The 17,621-nt window shown below is 34.9% G+C and carries 15 protein-coding genes; 2 read left to right on the plus strand and 13 right to left on the minus strand.

The genetic code is table 11. From position 1 onward, the window contains the following. The first annotated feature begins 156 nt into the window (after nt 1-156). Complete coding sequence (locus HY987_RS03740; protein ID WP_292755862.1) at nt 157-1,446, plus strand: cytidyltransferase; 1,290 nt, start codon at nt 157-159, stop codon at nt 1,444-1,446. Between the two features lie 124 nt (nt 1,447-1,570). Here HY987_RS03740 and HY987_RS03745 read toward each other — a convergent pair whose 3' ends face one another. The 13 genes from HY987_RS03745 to HY987_RS03805 all read right to left on the minus strand — a co-directional run bounded on the left by HY987_RS03745 (nt 1,571) and on the right by HY987_RS03805 (nt 16,650). Beyond that, on the minus strand, nt 1,571-1,789 hold the full coding sequence (locus tag HY987_RS03745) for a hypothetical protein (protein WP_292755864.1): 219 nt from the start codon (nt 1,787-1,789) through the stop codon (nt 1,571-1,573). A gap of 167 nt (nt 1,790-1,956) precedes the next feature. Then, nucleotides 1,957-2,805 carry an NAD(P)-dependent oxidoreductase gene (locus HY987_RS03750; protein ID WP_292755866.1) on the minus strand — a complete coding sequence of 283 codons (849 nt, stop codon included), beginning with the start codon at nt 2,803-2,805 and terminating at the stop codon, nt 1,957-1,959. Between the two features lie 104 nt (nt 2,806-2,909). After that, nucleotides 2,910-3,845 carry a hypothetical protein gene (locus HY987_RS03755; RefSeq protein ID WP_292755868.1) on the minus strand — a complete coding sequence of 312 codons (936 nt, stop codon included), beginning with the start codon at nt 3,843-3,845 and terminating at the stop codon, nt 2,910-2,912. 227 nt (nt 3,846-4,072) lie between these two features. Continuing rightward, nucleotides 4,073-5,575: an LA2681 family HEPN domain-containing protein gene (locus tag HY987_RS03760; protein WP_292755870.1), complete on the minus strand. Its 1,503-nt coding sequence runs from the start codon at nt 5,573-5,575 to the stop codon at nt 4,073-4,075. Between the two features lie 66 nt (nt 5,576-5,641). Further along, nucleotides 5,642-7,744 (minus strand): AAA family ATPase, encoded by a 2,103-nt coding sequence (locus HY987_RS03765; RefSeq protein WP_292755872.1) that lies wholly within the window; start codon nt 7,742-7,744, stop codon nt 5,642-5,644. A 433-nt stretch (nt 7,745-8,177) separates the two neighbouring features. Continuing rightward, entirely contained in the window at nt 8,178-10,097 is a 1,920-nt protein-coding gene (locus HY987_RS03770; RefSeq protein WP_292755874.1) for a VRR-NUC domain-containing protein, read from the minus strand. A gap of 180 nt (nt 10,098-10,277) precedes the next feature. Beyond that, entirely contained in the window at nt 10,278-10,901 is a 624-nt protein-coding gene (locus tag HY987_RS03775; protein ID WP_292755876.1) for a cytochrome c biogenesis CcdA family protein, read from the minus strand. A gap of 74 nt (nt 10,902-10,975) precedes the next feature. Next, complete coding sequence (locus HY987_RS03780) at nt 10,976-11,401, minus strand: thioredoxin family protein (protein WP_292755878.1); 426 nt, start codon at nt 11,399-11,401, stop codon at nt 10,976-10,978. 43 nt (nt 11,402-11,444) lie between these two features. Continuing rightward, nucleotides 11,445-12,308, minus strand: coding sequence for a DUF89 domain-containing protein (locus HY987_RS03785; protein ID WP_292755881.1), 864 nt, complete (start codon nt 12,306-12,308; stop codon nt 11,445-11,447). 130 nt (nt 12,309-12,438) lie between these two features. After that, nucleotides 12,439-13,464 (minus strand): site-2 protease family protein, encoded by a 1,026-nt coding sequence (locus tag HY987_RS03790; protein ID WP_292755883.1) that lies wholly within the window; start codon nt 13,462-13,464, stop codon nt 12,439-12,441. 21 nt (nt 13,465-13,485) lie between these two features. Continuing rightward, complete coding sequence (locus HY987_RS03795; RefSeq protein WP_292755971.1) at nt 13,486-13,686, minus strand: MoaD/ThiS family protein; 201 nt, start codon at nt 13,684-13,686, stop codon at nt 13,486-13,488. A 258-nt stretch (nt 13,687-13,944) separates the two neighbouring features. Beyond that, on the minus strand, nt 13,945-14,862 hold the full coding sequence (locus HY987_RS03800; protein ID WP_292755885.1) for a TIGR00269 family protein: 918 nt from the start codon (nt 14,860-14,862) through the stop codon (nt 13,945-13,947). A gap of 213 nt (nt 14,863-15,075) precedes the next feature. Next, nucleotides 15,076-16,650: a dihydropteroate synthase-like protein gene (locus tag HY987_RS03805; protein ID WP_292755887.1), complete on the minus strand. Its 1,575-nt coding sequence runs from the start codon at nt 16,648-16,650 to the stop codon at nt 15,076-15,078. Nucleotides 16,651-17,095: 445 nt separating this feature from the next. On the opposite strand from HY987_RS03805, the gene porC reads away from it, so the two are divergent. Continuing rightward, a complete protein-coding gene (gene porC / locus HY987_RS03810; protein ID WP_292755889.1) occupies nt 17,096-17,620 on the plus strand; it encodes a pyruvate synthase subunit PorC in 525 nt (174 codons plus the stop codon). The last annotated feature ends 1 nt before the right edge of the window (nt 17,621 follow it).

Raw genomic sequence — 17,621 nt, forward strand, 5'->3', positions numbered from 1 at the left:
AAAATACATACATAATTTATTAATAAAATCTAAAAATTTATCTTAACCAATAAATTTTTGATTTATAACATTAAGAACATACAAAAAGCTACAATAAACAGATAACCAAATTTAACAATTCATACCCATGTTTTATTAAAAAAGAGGTAATTTTAATTGATAGGAATAAGCGCTGATTTTGATCCAGTTCACAAGGGACATGCTTCCCTAATCGGGAAGGCCAGGGAAATAGCTGATGAAAAAGGCGATGAGGTGGTAATCTACCTTAATAAAGGTTACAGTGCCAATCACGCCCCGTTCTTTGTCAGTTTCGAGGGAAGGAGTAAAATGGCCTTGGAGGCAGGGGCTGACCGGATAGTGCCAATTGAAGGTTTGCACCACCGGCTGACCATGTCCTACACCGTCCCCATAAGGATAGCCATGATGATCCAGGATGGGGTCACTGACTATGTGGACGCTGCAGAAGTTAACCCCGCCCAGATAAAAAAGTACGCTGCCAGATTCATTAGAAGAGGAATATTCAGTGGAATCCCCCGTAATCTACCTAACCGGAATGTTATCCGGTGGTATGCAGTAAACGAATTTTTATATCAGCGTTTTAACCGTAAAATGGAGTTTCATTTCATACCGGAAGGTAAGGTAAATGGGGAGAAGATTTCAGGCAGGCAGATACGCAGCGAAATCCTGGAAAACAATCTCCGTATACCTGGAAGTGTGAAAAGGCTGCTCCCCAAATCCACGGTACGCATACTGGAGGAGGAAATTGATAAAGGTACTGTTCCTGAAACCAGGAATATGGATGTACTCTTAAAACGCTTGAACACCACCTCTCGCCATCATCTTTTAAACACTGCCCATTTAAATGCCGAGGCAGTGGAGCATATCATTCAGGGAAGATGGTACCAGGCCGAGAATCAGGTGTGGGCATCCCTGCGCCAGGCAGGTTACGGTCCAGTGTTAAGCAGACTGGCCTTAAGCTGTGTGGAGGAAGATGTGACACGTAGAGAAATCTACGAGCTAATTCAGGATTATGAGAAACAGGGGATCATCCCACCGGATCAGACTGTGGAACGGGTTATTGAAAGGGACTGGTTTGTAGCTAGCATGGTTGAAACGGATTTAACCAGTTCCGAGGCCCATGAAAAGTTCCTTAACGGTGCCCGGACAAAGGATAAACCATTATACTCATTTGATGCCGGTCTTCACCTGCGGAGTTTTGAACTTCCCAAGCTGGAAGAAGGATTAAAGGCATACCTCTATGTGGATAAACGGGGTGTTCTAGCCTGTGAGTTGAAAACCAAAGAAGGTAAGGTTAAAAGTCCACTGAAACTACCCGGGAAGATGGCCACCTACCTGCGCTTACTGGTGGATTCCCAGATTATTCCACTAGAGGGAGAACTGGTTAAGAGGAAGAGAGGCTGGAGAATCAGGTTAATTGTTGGATAAAACGGATAATCAATAATTGTGAATAAAAAATAGATTCGGGTTAATTATAGATAAAAATATGAGTCAAACTATCTGTAAGATAAAAATAAGTAGAATTTAATTGGTATAATGGGGCGTGGGTTAATCACTCCGGACTTTCCTCTTCATGGTGGGCCTGGTGGTGCTCTACCACTGGACAGGACCAGTCTGGACAGAAGGTCATCACCATTTTACCGGTGTCTGTGACTATGTAAAGTCTCCAGCAGTTGTTATCATAGGCGCGGAAAGAACAATCCACTACATTTTTTCCAGTAAGCTTTTTCAACTGTTCCTGGCATTCTTTAGCATGTTCTTCATTAGTCATGAGCATCAAATCCATTTTTTAAAGATTTTAAGAAGCTATCAATGATGGTGTCTGTAAAATTTCACTAAGATCCATGCTTTTTTGTGTGTATAATATTATACTCAAAATCCTATTTATTTATTACTGTGAATAGGAGATTACTGTGAACTACTAAGGATTTTCTCCCCTTAAACCCTTTTTTTATCAACTTTCCGGAACACATCCCGGTAATCAGCAGGTTTTTTTGATATTGTCCCAGTTTTATCAGAAAGCGAGTGGAAAAACTCACAAGTTGCACGGGTAATCAGTGGATCCTCGTATTCGCTTAGGAATTTCACCACTTCATCCATTTCCTGGGCACGTCTTTGGGAGTGATAGGCACTGCTGGTGAGTCGTGAGTTTGCAGATGCAGGAAAATGTGATCCTTCACTCAGTGTTAAATAGCGTGATAGGGTTTCATCAACTCCCATCTGGTACGCAGCATAAAATGCCTCAAAAAGAAGTGCGGAAACACCCTTGGTGTAGGCACTGCGCAACATCTTCAACCCCGATGCCTGACCAGGCTCAGGACCAATTACTTCAATATTCATACCGTACTGGTTCATCTCAGCAAAGTTTTCAGCAAACTCACCAGAGGCAATGATCGGAGTCCCTAAACCATTTTTTATACCACCCATTATAGCCCCATCAACGGTTTTACCATTAGGAATATGGGTGAAAGCTTCTTTAACTGTACCTGGAGAGACGTTATTCAAATCCACGTATACTCCTTCAAAACCCCCACATACCTTTTCTGCCACACTGACAGCTTCGGAAGGAATCACAACAGATAGTAAAATGTCAGACGACTCGACAAGCTCGGTTAAACTGTCAAATAGGCCAACACCAGTTGATTTTGCAAGTTCCACGGATCTCTGGCTTCTTCCCTCAAGACAGGTTGAAACCTCCACTCCATGGGCCAGCAGTCCTTTAGATAAGGTTGATGCAACTTCTCCAAATCCCAAGAAACCTACCTTGATTTGTTTTTTTCGTACCATTTTCCCAACTTATCCTTACATTTTACAATCAATTTAGTACAGATTGATTCGTGAACTAATTTACCTCACATGTTATCATTTCGTACTATTTTTCCATTCTTTGACTACCGTGGAAAACTAGTTTTAAAGAATGATTTATATTCAAAATCTTCTTTTTTATGCTTGTGAAACATTGCAGATTGCGTTAGTACAGCACTAGATAAAGGAGGTTTACAAATCATTGCTTTTCTGGTGATAATTATATTGGAAATTAAATCATAAATTAAAATGCAACGATTATAATCTGTTTCAAAATCAAATGCCTTAGAACATTCTTTGAGGGAATAAGAATCATTACTAATTTTTTCAGCTTCAAGATAAACTATTGAATTATCGGTTCGTCGTCCAACAAAATTAGATGAACCTTGTAGCGCAACCCCGAAAGCATATTGCGTATTAAAAAATCTTAATGAATGTTTATAAGCATTATATTCATCTCTATCCGAAAAATCTTTTGCGAATTTCCTCAAAAAATAATAAATATTATCCAGATTAATTTTCCAGTCTTCTTTAGACATTTCAGGAATGTTAAAAGTATCATAAAAAATCCATCTTAATAATGGAATTTCAATATTTCCTCTAGCCCCTCCAATATTTACCGGAGCCCATAAGTCAGGATCTTTTAATTTGTCATTTGATAAATCTCTAATATTACCATAACAGTCATAGTAATATGGAGAATTTCGTTTATTCGAAAAAGTAAGGGCTAACCAAATTTCTTGCCGAGTGAATTTAGATAATGCAAATATTAATTCAAACAATGTTTCTATCATTTGAAAATAAAGAAAATGTAATTCAGTCCTAATCATACGTTTGTAATCTTCATGACTTACATCAACTAAATCAACAGTTAAAATTTCTTTTATTTTATCATAATCATCATGAGAATTTTTAAGTAAGTGGATTTTATAAAGCCAATAATCAGGGTCATATTTTTCATAAAAATCTTTTTCCAACCTATCTGGATCATTTACAAATAAGTTCCATCCTGTTTTAGCCATTTTAACATCTTCTTTCTTTAATTTAGATATTTATTCATCCCACTAAATGAAATTTACATCGCGAGATTTTTAGGAATTTGATACTTATTTCATCTGTCAATGGAATATACTTTGATTTTATCTTTTCGTACATTCTCAACTTATTCATTACACTTTCCAAACAGATTAGTACTGAACTCATTCTTTAATGGTTTCAGATTATCATTTCGTACCATTAGACCCCTATATTAATTATCATTCTTATTTGATGCTTGAATTGCTAGCTGATTGTTTTCTTCTAGATTTACAAAGTAAAATAAATACATTATTGAATTTCTAACAACATTTGCAAGCGCAATATTTTTGTTTTGTAGCGTATTTTTTTCCATAACATTTGAATCTTCTTTTGATACATCATTTTTAATGATAATAAATCGATGTGTGATTTTATTCCTTAATTCCATTAATTCATTATATTGACCTTCTTTCAGATCCAAATATACGCTGAAAAGTGCATTCAAGCCAGGATTCTTCTTTTTATTATTGATAACGGAATTATCAGATATTTGTATCTCATAAAGCACCTTTAAAAAACTTACCTCTTTCCCTTTGATTTCTAAACCTAAATATTCGTTTAAAAAATGACCAATTTTATCAAGAATATCCGCGAAACTTTTAAAAGATAATTTTAAGAGTTGGATATCAACATCATCGATTCCCTCATCTTCCAAAATGAATAATTCTAAATTGTCATAAAGAACACTTAAGTCCAGTTTATTATAATCAGATAAAACAAGGAAAGATCTTGCAGTGATGTAATCTAGCTTAATCTGGTTAAAATATGTTCCCAAAAGATTAAAACTTTCATCTTTTTTAATATTTGGCAAAACAGCATCTTCCAAAGAGTGTTTGCACCTTTGGCAGTAATTACACAGATTAAGATATAGCCTGTGATTATAACAAAAGGTCTTATTATGCAAATCTAATTCATTTTTTCCTTGAATTAACAATTTTGACCTATTAACTGGCTTTTTTGGTTTAAGTATTTCATTGATTTTTTTCAATTTAGTTTCAAAAGACTGCTTAGCTTTTGGATAAGGGTGCAACGATAAAGATTTTTGTAGTGCTTCATATGCATCCCAATAAATTGTAGTTTTATGATGTCCCATTAAGTTAGCATATCTTTCCAAAGCAATTCCTTTGTTACCCCAAGCTAAGGCATTTTTAGGGTTGTACTGAAAAGATTTCTCGTAATATTCTAGTGCATCCATATTCCTTCCTAATTCATCAAACATGTTCCCGATATTAACCAATATTTTAGATTTTAAAACTTTTTTTTCAAAAAATTTAAGGTCACCTTCAACATATTTTAAGGCTTTAAAAAAGTATTTTTTAGCTAAAAGTAGCTCACTTTTATCATTAAAATAATGATAATAAGGATTTTTGACACAATTAAAACTGAACAAGGTATAATAAGCATTTCCGAGATAATAATATCTTTCCGATTTAAGACCTTTATAACTTATTTGCTTTAAAAGACCAATTCCTTCATTTATTAGTTCAATGTTTCTCGTTGAACTACCAATATCAATGAGAGAACCACTACAAAGAAAAACCGCATTAGCATTAGGAGAATAACGTTTCAATTCATTAACGATTTCCAATGCACCATCTAAATCCCCTGAATCAAATTTATGCATAGCTTTATGATTTAACTTTTGAAAATCATTTTTAGTGAGCTTTTTTCCCATATTACTTCCCAATCCTAAAACAAACGATGAAATTTTATATAATTTAAACTATACGAAATAACTCGTTTATTTATCAAATATATTACTAAAAATTATTTCAAACTCGGATAATATCGAATCTTCAATTTCATACTGTGGACATAATTGATTTATTTGTTCTAGTTCTGTCAATAATTCACAGGCATTGAATGCCTTAATAAGTTTATTTTTCCCACTTACTCCTTCAGGATAATAAGATTCTACCGAACCATTATTTAGAACATAAATCTGTTCATCTCTTAAAGTATTCAAAAGATTTGTTTTTAACTCCCCATCATATCCCTTTAAAATTTGTTTTCGGATATTTGCTGTTTCTTTAGAGAACAAATATTCAATTTCAAGTTTTTCATCTTCTTTTAAGAAGTATCCATTCACCATAACCTCAGCCAATTCTTTTAACCTTTTATATCTTTCTACCCAACTATAACTACGGGTCATTTCTTTAACTTGTTCTTTTGTGGGAGAACCCGAAATATTTTGTTGTTCGGCTATTCCATCAATCACTCGCATTAATTCGTTTTGTAAACCTACAGCAACTTCACTTGCCCCTAATTTATTAAAACCTTGTACTATAACATCTAAATCTAAAATAGAATGCACATCTATGCCAAATATCTCAAAAAAGTCCCGATATCTCTTTACATTACCCTTTCCAGCCATTTTAATAATTGGAATATTTTTCAAATCAAAATCCCAATTTTCCCTTAATATTTTGGAAACATGGCGAAAAAATATTAAATCAGAATCCCCTTCAACTAATAGTATTTTATCAGAAAAAAAAGCAGCATTGTTATTCTCAAAACAAATTAATCTAAAAAGTTCAAGTTCGTCCCAATCATCATTTATATGGATCCCACATGATTCAGAACATGGAACACTATGATTATCATTTTTTTTCATTTTAATAAAAGTTCCACCATATTCAGGTGAGAAAAATATAGGCGAATGTGTAGTAACAATTACTTGATGTTGTTCAGAAATCTGATTCAACGCATCAAATAATATTTTTTGGGCTTTAGGATGAAGATATAATTCAGGTTCTTCAAATAAAAATAAATATGGAGTAATTTCTTTTTTTTCACTTATTGTATCAGTTTTACTGACTTCCACATATGTTCTCAATAAAGCAAAAGTAATAGCCCTTTTCAATCCATCTCCTTTTAAATCAAATGGTCCCGAAACTCCATCGTTTACTTCGACCTCTGCTCCAGAAAATATATTTTTGAGCGTAGGTGGTGGAATCATTAGTTCTAAAGTAACACTTGGGAAATTTTCCTGAATATATTTCTCAAAAACATTTTCAATATATTTAACTTCATCAATTCTCCTATCTACAACACCCTCATTTGTTTTTATTTTGTTTAAAAGACCAGTTAATTTATCAAAAGATTCAGAAATGTCTTTAATGACATCTGTATCTTCAATTAAGCTAAGCAAAGCTCCAAGTAATTTACCAAAAGTAGCAGATTCTCTTGTTTTTAAATCATCTGAAATATTTTTTACTGCGGGAATCAATAGCGTGTCCGGTAGCAATGGTTTTAGACTATTCCATATTCCGGTAGGTAATAAGAAATCTTTTTCTTCTAATTCTTTAGAACTAAGACCATTAATTATCTCTTCAAGTACATTTTCAACATCTTTATGTGTTTTAACTTCATTAAAATTATCTTTATAGTCTTCTAAATAATTTTTCATGAATTCTTGAAGTTCTTTTCCTTTTTTACCTTTTAACTTCTTAGATTTTTTAAGTATATCAAAAATAAGTTTTTCATTTTTTGGACCAACACCTTTGTAATATACATTGGTTGTACCACTTGGATCATATATCCTAATAAGTGTTAACTTATCATCATCCATAATGTTAATAATTCTTTTGCGATGTTCTTCGGATATTCTTTCTAAATCTGATTCAGTAATACCGTTTAAATCAACTTCAATTCGTATTTGGAGTGAAGAGTTGTGAAACTCTTTCTTAGAAATGTTTGTTCCATTAATAAAAAGACTCAAACCCAATAAAGTAGATGATTTACCACAATTATTTTCTCCAATTATGCAAACAAAAGGAGATAATGGAATTTTGACATCCCTAAGGCTTCTATAATTCTGAATTTTTAAAGAACTTAAATACATAAATAACTCCCCCACCCCATACTTAATACATATCTACATTAATTTCTCATTTTATAAAATTGTTATGTAATAATATTGTTGTCTTGTATGGGCATATTTCATCATATAACAGTTTTATAAAGAAAATTTATCTATTTCACAGACATTAGGGAATAACCCAGATGAACGGAAATCATTAATTAACTTGGGCAATGTTTATCTAATTTTTAAGTGATTTAAAAAAGGATATGATTATCAAATCGATGCTTTAAGTGTATTTCCTTTTAAATATTGCTATAAACTCACAATTTTCTGAAAATACCTACTATGACTTGGCTTAATGATAACTCATAGAGTTGTAACTCTTTCCAGCTAATTCCCTATGATATTTTCATTTGAAATATAAACCATCCCAAATACTTAAGGAAAAACTTTGGAGTAGAAGTTTATTAAATTAAGAATAGCTATTTTTAAGATTTTTGATTTTTCTTTCACCATGGTTCACAAGGAAAAGATCCACCTTTATTTGCATTTCTTCAGCTAAAAATAAATGCCATAACCTTTGTTTATCAGAAACCCGATCCCTCTCACTTTTAACTTCTGAAAAAAATAATTCATTATCATTGTAAACAATTAAATCTGGTAAACCACTCCTATTTTCAGCAAAATTTGAGATTAACCTCTCTAAAATACCTAAAAAAATTGTTTTTTCCATTCTTTTTGTGGGAATCATTAATTCCTCGAGAGTAAAACGATCCCACTTTTCAATGGGGCGGCAAGATTTTCCATAGTTTCTTTTGTAAGATTTTGAAATTTCTTGTTCTAAATTGCCATTATTGAGTTGATTTAATCTATTATTGATCAAATTTTTCCTCTTTAGATAAAATTCTGGTTTGAAAAAATCGTGAGGCATGTCATTAAAACGAGAAGCTAATGGGAAACCTTCATTAAAAACTCCATTTAATCTGGCAAAAATCACATCCCAAAACAACAAAGCCATTAAAAATCCCCAATAATAATCTTCAGACCATAAAGCGTTATATCCGAGGTTTTCATAGAATTTAATGGCTACTTCTTCAACAAAAAGATCTGAACCTTCAAATAAATATTTTGCTTTCCCTCTACCCCCACTATCTATTTTTTCCACATCAAAAGTTACGAAATTTATTTGATCATTCTTAATCTCTTTAAGTTTTGATGGCTTTTTTTCATTAGAAGTTAAATCAACATCAATACCAATTTCTTTAATTAAACGATTAAAAGACTGCTCTTTTGATAATATGGACTTAGGTAAATTTAAGTCATCATTACATTTGTAATATCTATTTTTTAATGTGTTGAGGTCTGATTCTAATTGAGAATTAGTCTTTTTAATTATATATGGGATAATATTTGTGACTCCTGGCGCTAAATCAATGAATTCTCTAGAATAACTGTTATTATTTGATAGACCACTTGAATCTATGATACAAACTTTAAAATAACAGTCTAATGCTGCCCCATATTCACCTTTATCTTTATTTACTTTGGCTTTTGACAAAAATGAATTTCTGTACAAGCCCCAATTCCCTTTCTCTCTCTCCGTTGATCCATATTTTCCAAGTAAATCCAATGCTACGTTATATTTCAAATTAGCATCAGCATTGTTTTTTAATAAATCATGATATTCTTCTAATGAAAATAAACCAATGAAATTTGTTGAATTGTAATGATAATAAGTTACGTGATCATTTTCTTTGACAATATCTTTCCCTTTATCAGTTAAAACATAATATGATCCCGGAAATTCAGATATAATTTCGTTTTCAGTTAAATTATCAGTTATACGCCCTATTAATTCTTTTTTCCTGCCCGAAACCGGTTGACCATATTTTTTTAATATTTTTTTAATATCATTCACTTTGGCTTTTTCTACATTATAATAAGGCGTAGATCTGGTTAAATGATTAGTATTTATGGCATCTACTAATAATTCATCTGTATTTACGTCATATCTATATTTAAAATATTTTGGAAACTCAGAACCTACTGTATGGCCATCAACCTTGCTTAAAAAAATAACATAACCAAATCCAATATCCTCAAAATTTTCAATTTGAGTATCAATGATTTTGGTTTTATTGTGTTGATATTCTTCGAATATATCAGAAATCTTTTCTCCACACTCTTGACAAAAATTAGCAAAATTTGGATTTTCAGTTCCACAACTGGAGCAATAAATTATATTTTCTTGCTTAATAATGCTTTCATCAATCACTTCAAGACTATTTGAATAAATTAAATTCCCACCACATTCACATTGAAAGTTTTCAGGGTTTTCATCCTCTTTTAATTCATATTCTTTCCCACATTCAACACACCTTACAATTACCAATTAAACTCCCCCCTATAGCAACAAAAGTGATTAATATGAAAATATTATTAGTAAATTTCCTATTTATCTGATTATTTGTAGCATCAAGATTAATATATTTCTGAAAATACTTACATCTAAGACAATTTCTTTAAGATCTGTATTTTCTAAAATCTGTATCTCATGAAGGCTAATTGAAACCTATAAAAAACCTATCAAAATATACAAACCCGCAAGAGCAATTATAACCCCAGAAATAACCCTTATCCAATCTGAATATTTTAATATAGCTTTGAAATCTATTTTTGACATTAAAAATGCCATTAACAGTATGGTTAATGAAAATCCTCCTGCGAAAATGGCCATGTTTATTATACTGTAACCTATGTTTCCGGTTGATGCACTGTAGGTTGCTACTGCAACCACGTAAGGACCGAAACAGGGTGACCATGCCAGGCAGGTTAAAAATCCCATTAGAAAAGATCCAACGATTCCCTTTTGAGAATCAGGTGTACTCGAAATAGAGGGTGTTGAAATATTAAACAGCCTTTTATTGACAATAAACAGGGCCCCAACTATAACCAGGATTAATGCAGCGGCTATTCTGAAATACAAAAGATAATAATTTATGGCAGCTGTGAAGATGGCGGTTAGTATGGTTATTATGGCAAAAAGGAGGAAGAATCCCAGACCAAATGCAACTATTTCTGTATTCTTCCGTTTAAGTAGGGAAAAGCCCACCACGATTGGTATGAGTGGTAACACGCAGGGCGATATAATTGATGCCATTCCTGCTAAAAAAGATAGTAGAAAACTGGTTTCCATTTTATCCCCATGAAAATATTCCTGTTCCTGAAATAAGAAGCTTAATGAAATTATTATTGTGTAAACTATTCCTTTTAAATCTGACTTAAAAGCTGTTCAGGGGTTTGATACCCAATGATCCTCTTTATCTCATTACCAGATGAATCCACGATTACAATAGTGGGAAGACTGTAAGCTGTGTATTTTGAGCTTAAATCAGGGTTTTCATCCACATCAACCTTCAGTAACACGTAATTCTGGGTTAATTTTTCCTTAACCTGTGGATCAGTGTAGGTTTCTTCATCCATCTCACCACAGTAGGAACACCAGTCTGCATAAAAATCTATGAATATGGTTTTATTGGATTTTTTAGCTTCTTCCATGGCCTGGTTTATGTCATTACCCCACTGGATAGAACTGGTGTTTGTTTGGGTTTCCTTACTGGTTAAAGTGTGAATAGACAGCACTAACACCAGCAATGAAATTATAATTACCACAATCCCTATGAAGTATCCACGCATGCTTTACCCTTAGTTTTCATCATTAAATATTTTATTTAATAATTTAATTTATTTTTAAAACCACATTATCCCCAACTTCAACACCAATATCCAGGGCTATTGGTCGGCATTTAGCATTTAGAAGGCAGAATATGGGTTTATCATTTAGTTCCATCGAGGTTAAGCCTTCATAGTTCCCCAGGCCCTTGGCTATAATCAGATCAGCGTCTTCAAATTCCTGTTTGAAATCATCTGAGATATCCCCATAAATTATCCCTATGGAGTCTGTTCCAGTGGTGGTTAATCTGGCCACCTCATCCAATCCCACATCCAGTGCTTCCTTCATGCAGGCATCGTTGAGGATTGGGTCTTTTTTCAGGGCTACTGTGACTTCCACGTCATATTCATGGAGTTTTTTTATCAATAATTTGTCAAATACTATTTCTCCAACATTATCGGCTAGATAAAGTACATTTTTGGCTTTTTTTAGTTCCATTTCCAGTTCTTCGGAGTGGTCAATGGAGAGATCTTTTTCTACTGTAGACATTACCAGGCCCTCAATGTCTGATTCAAGCCCCAGTGCCCCGAAATCCAGGACGTTTCCGGCTATAGCTGCTTTAAGATAATTTTTGAGTGATTTATCATTATTTAAGATCTTTTCCACTTGGGGTAGGAATTGCATTGCAATTTCATCTGATTTTTCCCGGAGATCATGGTAGGGATCTGGATTTCCAGTTTCTTCTTTGATGGTGCGGTGTATTTTGGTTCCGATCTGGTTAGAAACTGCTCCCTTCCGGAATTCCTGACATAATATTTTGTTTATCTTTTCTGTGACCTGCATCTTCAGATCTTCATCATCTGTGGCCAGATCCAGGGCTTCCCTGGACTGACGGAGGAAACATGACGCGCATTCATAGTGTACTTTCATTATATCATCCGTATTAATCTTTTAATAGTAATGTAAGCTTTTTATCATTCAGAATTAACACTAGTGGTTTCTTCTGTAGAATTTTTTTATCTTGTGGGTTTTATGGTTTCTCCTTATTCTCCCCACCAATTTAGATTTGGGTAAATGGAAATGGGGAAAGACAAAGTATGAATATGATTAAAATAACCACTGCTATTATCTTTCGGTTCCGGTCAATAGGGACAACGTTATCCAGAGCACCAGAATGGCCTTTACCCATAAAGAAAATGACCACCATAAGGGCTGCCATTAAATACCATCCTAAAACTATGGTGACCATTATTCCCAGGATTGACACAAATTTATGAATCTTTTGACCGAAAAGAGACCTGGAAATATGTCCACCATCCAGGAATGCCACTGGCATCAAATTTAGCATGGTGATAATAATTCCCACCCAACCTGCAAATGCCACCGGGTGAAGCAGGATCATCTGTTCGGATGTGGCAGCGGGAGCCACCAGGTAAGTGAAAAACTGCATGATAAGTGGTGGGATGAAAACCAGGGCTGCATCTGTATTAGCGGCTACTGTAGAAAATTTCAGGCCAATTAAAAGGACCGGGATGGCTACTATAAACCCAGCCAGTGGCCCACTGTATCCCAGGTCAAATAATGCTTTACGAGTGGGTATTGGTGATTTGACGTTGATAAGAGCTCCGAAAGTACCGATCATGGTTGGTGCTGGTATGAAGTAGGGTAAGGTGGCATCCACACCATGTTTACGGGCTGCGAAAAAGTGAGCTGTTTCATGGGTGCCGATTATCCCTAGTAATGCAATTGCAAAGGCAATAGCTTTCCAAATATCTCCTTCTCCTAAAAAAAAATATCCTGCAAACAGGGTGGAGCCTATTGTAGCCAGGAGAAGGATCACATTAATATGTATCCTGGATTTGCCTTTTTCCGGTTTTTTAGCTATGTTTATTTTATAATAATTACCATCAGGATTTATGAAAGGGATAAACCCATATTCATCCAATTCACGTACCAAGGCCTGGAAACTGTCAGAGTTGTAAGATCCCACTGTGAAATACGATTCTTTACCACCATCATCATTGAAGTATCCGATTAGGGGAAAGTGATGGGAAATTGATTGTTCAATTAGAGTGAAATCATCCACAGATACACATCCCGGATTAATTTATCCACCGTAAATTACCTTTATTACTTCAATAATATCTCCATCTTCAACAGGCTCTTCCTCAATGATGATTGCCTGATTTTTCTTAACCACCACAGTCTCTACAGGTATTTCCATCATCTGAAGTAGATTTTTGATAGTTTTCCCTTCATCAACATCTAATTTTTTTTCATCTTCCCCGATAATAACTGTTACTTCCATATTTTTCAAATCCTTATCCTTTTAGGTGAATCCTCTATAAATCTAGGCATTATTTTATAGAAATATTTTAAACCGTTTAAATGTAATAGGGCATCTATATAATATTTTAAACATCGTTTAAAATGTAATTCATTAATCAAGGCACCTTTAGTTAGGTTAGTTTAGTTAGGTATCTTAGTTTATCATTATCTTTAATACAAGGTACCTTAGTTTATCCCCAACCTTAACTCATTTATCTCCCAACCCCATAATCAGTATCTAATCCCACGACCTGCGAAAACTGCAGGCCTTACAGATTTTAGAGGCAGATGGTTCTCCGCAATCCTCACAAATTCCCATGGGACTTTTTTTAGAGAACTCTCTTTTGAGTACTGGTTTAATCTTATCAAAACCCCTGAGTGTGGAGTACATGATGGTGGGGTGATCCAGACTGATCTCTTTAAGGAAATCTCTCACCTTCGCCCGGAAGGAATCCCCAGCATAGGGACATCCTGCCAGATGTACTGGTAAATCACGGGCCACAACATACAGGGCAGTTTCCTTTTCAGGTATCTCCCGGAGGGGTTTGATTTTAACAGTGAAACCTTCATAACTGGATTCTGACCTGACACCAATACGGGTTAGGTTCTGAATGTTTCCTTCCAGGTAGTTCATTAGTATGGACTGTGCTTCATCATCCAAGTTGTGTCCAGTGGCTATCCTGGAGGCTCCCTCCTCTTTGGCTACCTGGTTTAGGATCCATCGCCGGAACACACCACAGTAAGTACAGGCATTCCTATCCCCAGTATCTGCCATTATTTCATCAAGGGTGTGATCAACGTAGTCTTTAAAGGAGACTATTCTGTGTTTTACACCTAATAATTCCGTATTTTGAGCTGCAATATTTACTCCATCTTCGCGGTAGCCGCAGATACCTTCATCAATGGTTACTGCCACCAGATCGATGATTCTTCTTTTTCGGAGATTGTTGAGTATGTCTAAAAGCATTACACTGTCCTTACCACCGGATAATGCAACTAATACTTTGTCTCCTTTAGAAACCAGGTTTTGTTTGCGAATATCTTTTAAGACTTTTTCCTGGATGGATTTAATGAAACATTCTTGACAAAGCATCTGCCCCGATTGCTTTCTCTTTATGATGATCTGGGGGTTGCCACATTTATGACATACGTCCATTGATATTTGCTCCTTTAACATGTGAAACTTGAAATTTACTTAATCATTCCTTTAATTTTATGGAAGTTATTTTTATTTGAATATAATTCATTCAGATTAATTTTCATTGATAATTTATATTGAAAACCTTATTTTATGGCGGATAACTAAAAATATTGTTTATTTGGATAATTAAAAATATTGTCAGTACTCATACCTCCAGGTATCCGCACATTAATACTCCATAAACTTCCCGAACAATGGAAAGTCCTGCATGTAGTTTTTCCCAAGTTTAAGGGCATCTTCTGCTTTTTGAAGTTCCTGACCAAGATAGGCTGCGTGTTCAATCCTTGAAACCAGTTTCCGGTTTATAATTTCATGATAAAGTTCCCAGGCAGTCTGCCCATATATGGCAACTGTGGCTTGCATTTTCTGGTAATGAACCACCCTTATCCGCCCTTCCTCTACACTAATTTTAAAACTACCCAAAGGATCCTGCTTGAACTTGTATTCAGAACCTGCTTCTATTTCAGGCACATCAACCAGTTCCTGGATTGATTCTCCCTGGCGTTTATCCTTAAACACCAATAGATTTATCCCCAGATCCTTGGGTATGGAACCCCTCATCTTAGACAGGAACATCATTTTTGATGAAACAGCCAGTTCTTTCACGCTTCCCCTGGTTTTCCCACTTTCTTCCGGTGTGAAAAGAATACAGGCTCCCAGTTCCATGGATATCCCGGCAAGAAGGGCATTAACACCAACTGAATCAACATCCAGTAGTTCGGTGACATTCCCCACACCAAAGAAAATTGGACATTTCTCATCAACATCATCCCTGAACTTACGGCAGGCAATAACCGAATCAACCATACTTTTACTGTTAAGTGGATCCAGTATGGGGTCCGCAATAACATCTATTCCCTTGCATTTTTCTTTTAAATCCATCAAGGAATTTACCCGTTCCAGGGTGGTTTCCGGGACCCATCCCCTCTTATAATCTGTGGGTAAAATAACTGCTGGTATTTTTTTCTTCTTCAATTCAGGTAAAACTTCAGAGTAATTCCCGTGATCCAGGCTTAAAACCATGTCCACCCCTGAATCCACTGCAACCAGAAGTTCTTCAGTCTGCAGGGTGTCTATGCTCACCGGTACCTCCAGGTTTTCCTTTAAGAGGTTGACCATGGCCGGTATCTTAGATGCCATGTTCTCCCCGGCGATCATTCCTATATCCACCATGTTTGCCCCGGATTTAACGAAATACTCGGCACGTTTTAAGAGTTCTTCTGGGCTTAAAGTGGGTGCATTGGCAATTTCAGCCAGAACCCTCATGGGGAAGTCTTCACCCACAGGGAGATCTCCTACCAGAATATTTTCGGGTTTTTTGAGGAGTTTTTCAATGTTTTCCTGGTCATTTTCAAAATCAGCAATATATTTCAGGGCCCTTTTTCTTTGTTCTTCTTCAATGAGCTTGTCTGCAGATTTTTTAGTGGATAGATCCAGTTTATCCACCATTTCCAGAACAATATCCAGGTCTGCAGCATCAGTTGATCCTTTATAGGTTGGTATCCCTATTTTTTCAGTGATTGGGCTTACATCCTTACGGATAAGTCCCGGGGTAAGGATCATATCCTGTGATTTTAATTCCTTGACTGGTAAAGTTCGCAGCTCAGCTATGATTTTTTTAGGGGTTAAAAAGGCAGCTATGGGTGTTTTAACAACATGAACCTTAACATTATGATCTGATTTTAAAGATGCATCTTTTACCAGGCTGCTGGCAAGTTCACCGGTGATTATCAGTATGTTCATTGAATGTTACCCCACCATTTTTTTAGATTAAGTAGTCTGAAATAAAATTTTAGGAATCTAGTTTGACAGTAATATATTTAGGAATTTATTTTGACAGTTATTATTTGGAATTTAATTTTGACAGTAAATTATTAGGAATTAGTTTGACAGTAATTTAATTTCTATAGTGTCATAGGACTTAAAAATATATAAAGATAAAAAGTTAATTTAATTTAGATTTTCACCAAAAATTCATGGTGAAACTCTACTAATTAAAGTTCTTTGTGGATTGTATTTATAAAATAGAGAGAGATTTTTGGATATGATCAGTAAAAACCCTGTAAATTTAATTTATAATTTTATTAAACCTGATTATATCCCCCTGTAACTTTCGCTAATATATGCAGCCAACACGTATATATATTGTAATTTATAATGATTAACTATGAGGAATGGAGGTAAATAGATGATCGAAATTCGCTTTCACGGACGCGGTGGTCAAGGAGCAGTTACTGCCGCAGAGATACTGGCAAAAGCAGCATTTGAAGACGGAAAATACTGTCAAGCATTCCCATTTTTCGGTGCTGAGCGAAAAGGCGCACCAGTCATGGCTTTTTCAAGAATAAATGACAAGCCAATCAGAAGAAGATATCAAGTTTATAATCCAGATCATGTACTAGTATTAGACGAAACCCTCCTAGAGGCTGTAGATGTATTATCCGGCCTCAAAAGTGGAGGTAAAGTGATTATAAATACTAAAGAAGATTTAAAATTAGGTGATGCTGATGTGCACACCATCGATGCTACTGGAATTGCCCTGGACACCCTGGGTGTACCCATAGTGAACACGGTGATGCTGGGAGCATTTGCCAAAGTAATTGGCGAAGTATCACTGGATTCAATTATCAAAATAACCAAAGAAACATTCCCTGGTAAAATAGGGGAGAAAAACGCTGAAGCAGCGAAAATTGCCTTTGAACAGGCAAAATAAA

The organism is Methanobacterium sp. (genome assembly GCF_016217785.1).
Lineage (GTDB): Archaea > Methanobacteriota > Methanobacteria > Methanobacteriales > Methanobacteriaceae > Methanobacterium.

Excerpts from the sequence above, each read along its gene's own strand:
- HY987_RS03775 (WP_292755876.1), bottom strand. The coding sequence starts at position 10,901 with ATGGAAACCAGTTTTCTACTATCTTTTTTAGCAGGAATGGCATCAATT.
- HY987_RS03805 (WP_292755887.1), bottom strand. The coding sequence starts at position 16,650 with ATGAACATACTGATAATCACCGGTGAACTTGCCAGCAGCCTGGTAAAA.
- HY987_RS03765 (WP_292755872.1), bottom strand. The coding sequence starts at position 7,744 with ATGTATTTAAGTTCTTTAAAAATTCAGAATTATAGAAGCCTTAGGGAT.
- HY987_RS03755 (WP_292755868.1), bottom strand. The coding sequence starts at position 3,845 with ATGGCTAAAACAGGATGGAACTTATTTGTAAATGATCCAGATAGGTTG.
- HY987_RS03780 (WP_292755878.1), bottom strand. The coding sequence starts at position 11,401 with ATGCGTGGATACTTCATAGGGATTGTGGTAATTATAATTTCATTGCTG.
- HY987_RS03760 (WP_292755870.1), bottom strand. The coding sequence starts at position 5,575 with ATGGGAAAAAAGCTCACTAAAAATGATTTTCAAAAGTTAAATCATAAA.
- HY987_RS03745 (WP_292755864.1), bottom strand. The coding sequence starts at position 1,789 with ATGACTAATGAAGAACATGCTAAAGAATGCCAGGAACAGTTGAAAAAG.
- HY987_RS03785 (WP_292755881.1), bottom strand. The coding sequence starts at position 12,308 with ATGAAAGTACACTATGAATGCGCGTCATGTTTCCTCCGTCAGTCCAGG.
- HY987_RS03750 (WP_292755866.1), bottom strand. The coding sequence starts at position 2,805 with ATGGTACGAAAAAAACAAATCAAGGTAGGTTTCTTGGGATTTGGAGAA.
- porC (WP_292755889.1), top strand. The coding sequence starts at position 17,096 with ATGATCGAAATTCGCTTTCACGGACGCGGTGGTCAAGGAGCAGTTACT.
- HY987_RS03800 (WP_292755885.1), bottom strand. The coding sequence starts at position 14,862 with ATGGACGTATGTCATAAATGTGGCAACCCCCAGATCATCATAAAGAGA.
- HY987_RS03795 (WP_292755971.1), bottom strand. The coding sequence starts at position 13,686 with ATGGAAGTAACAGTTATTATCGGGGAAGATGAAAAAAAATTAGATGTT.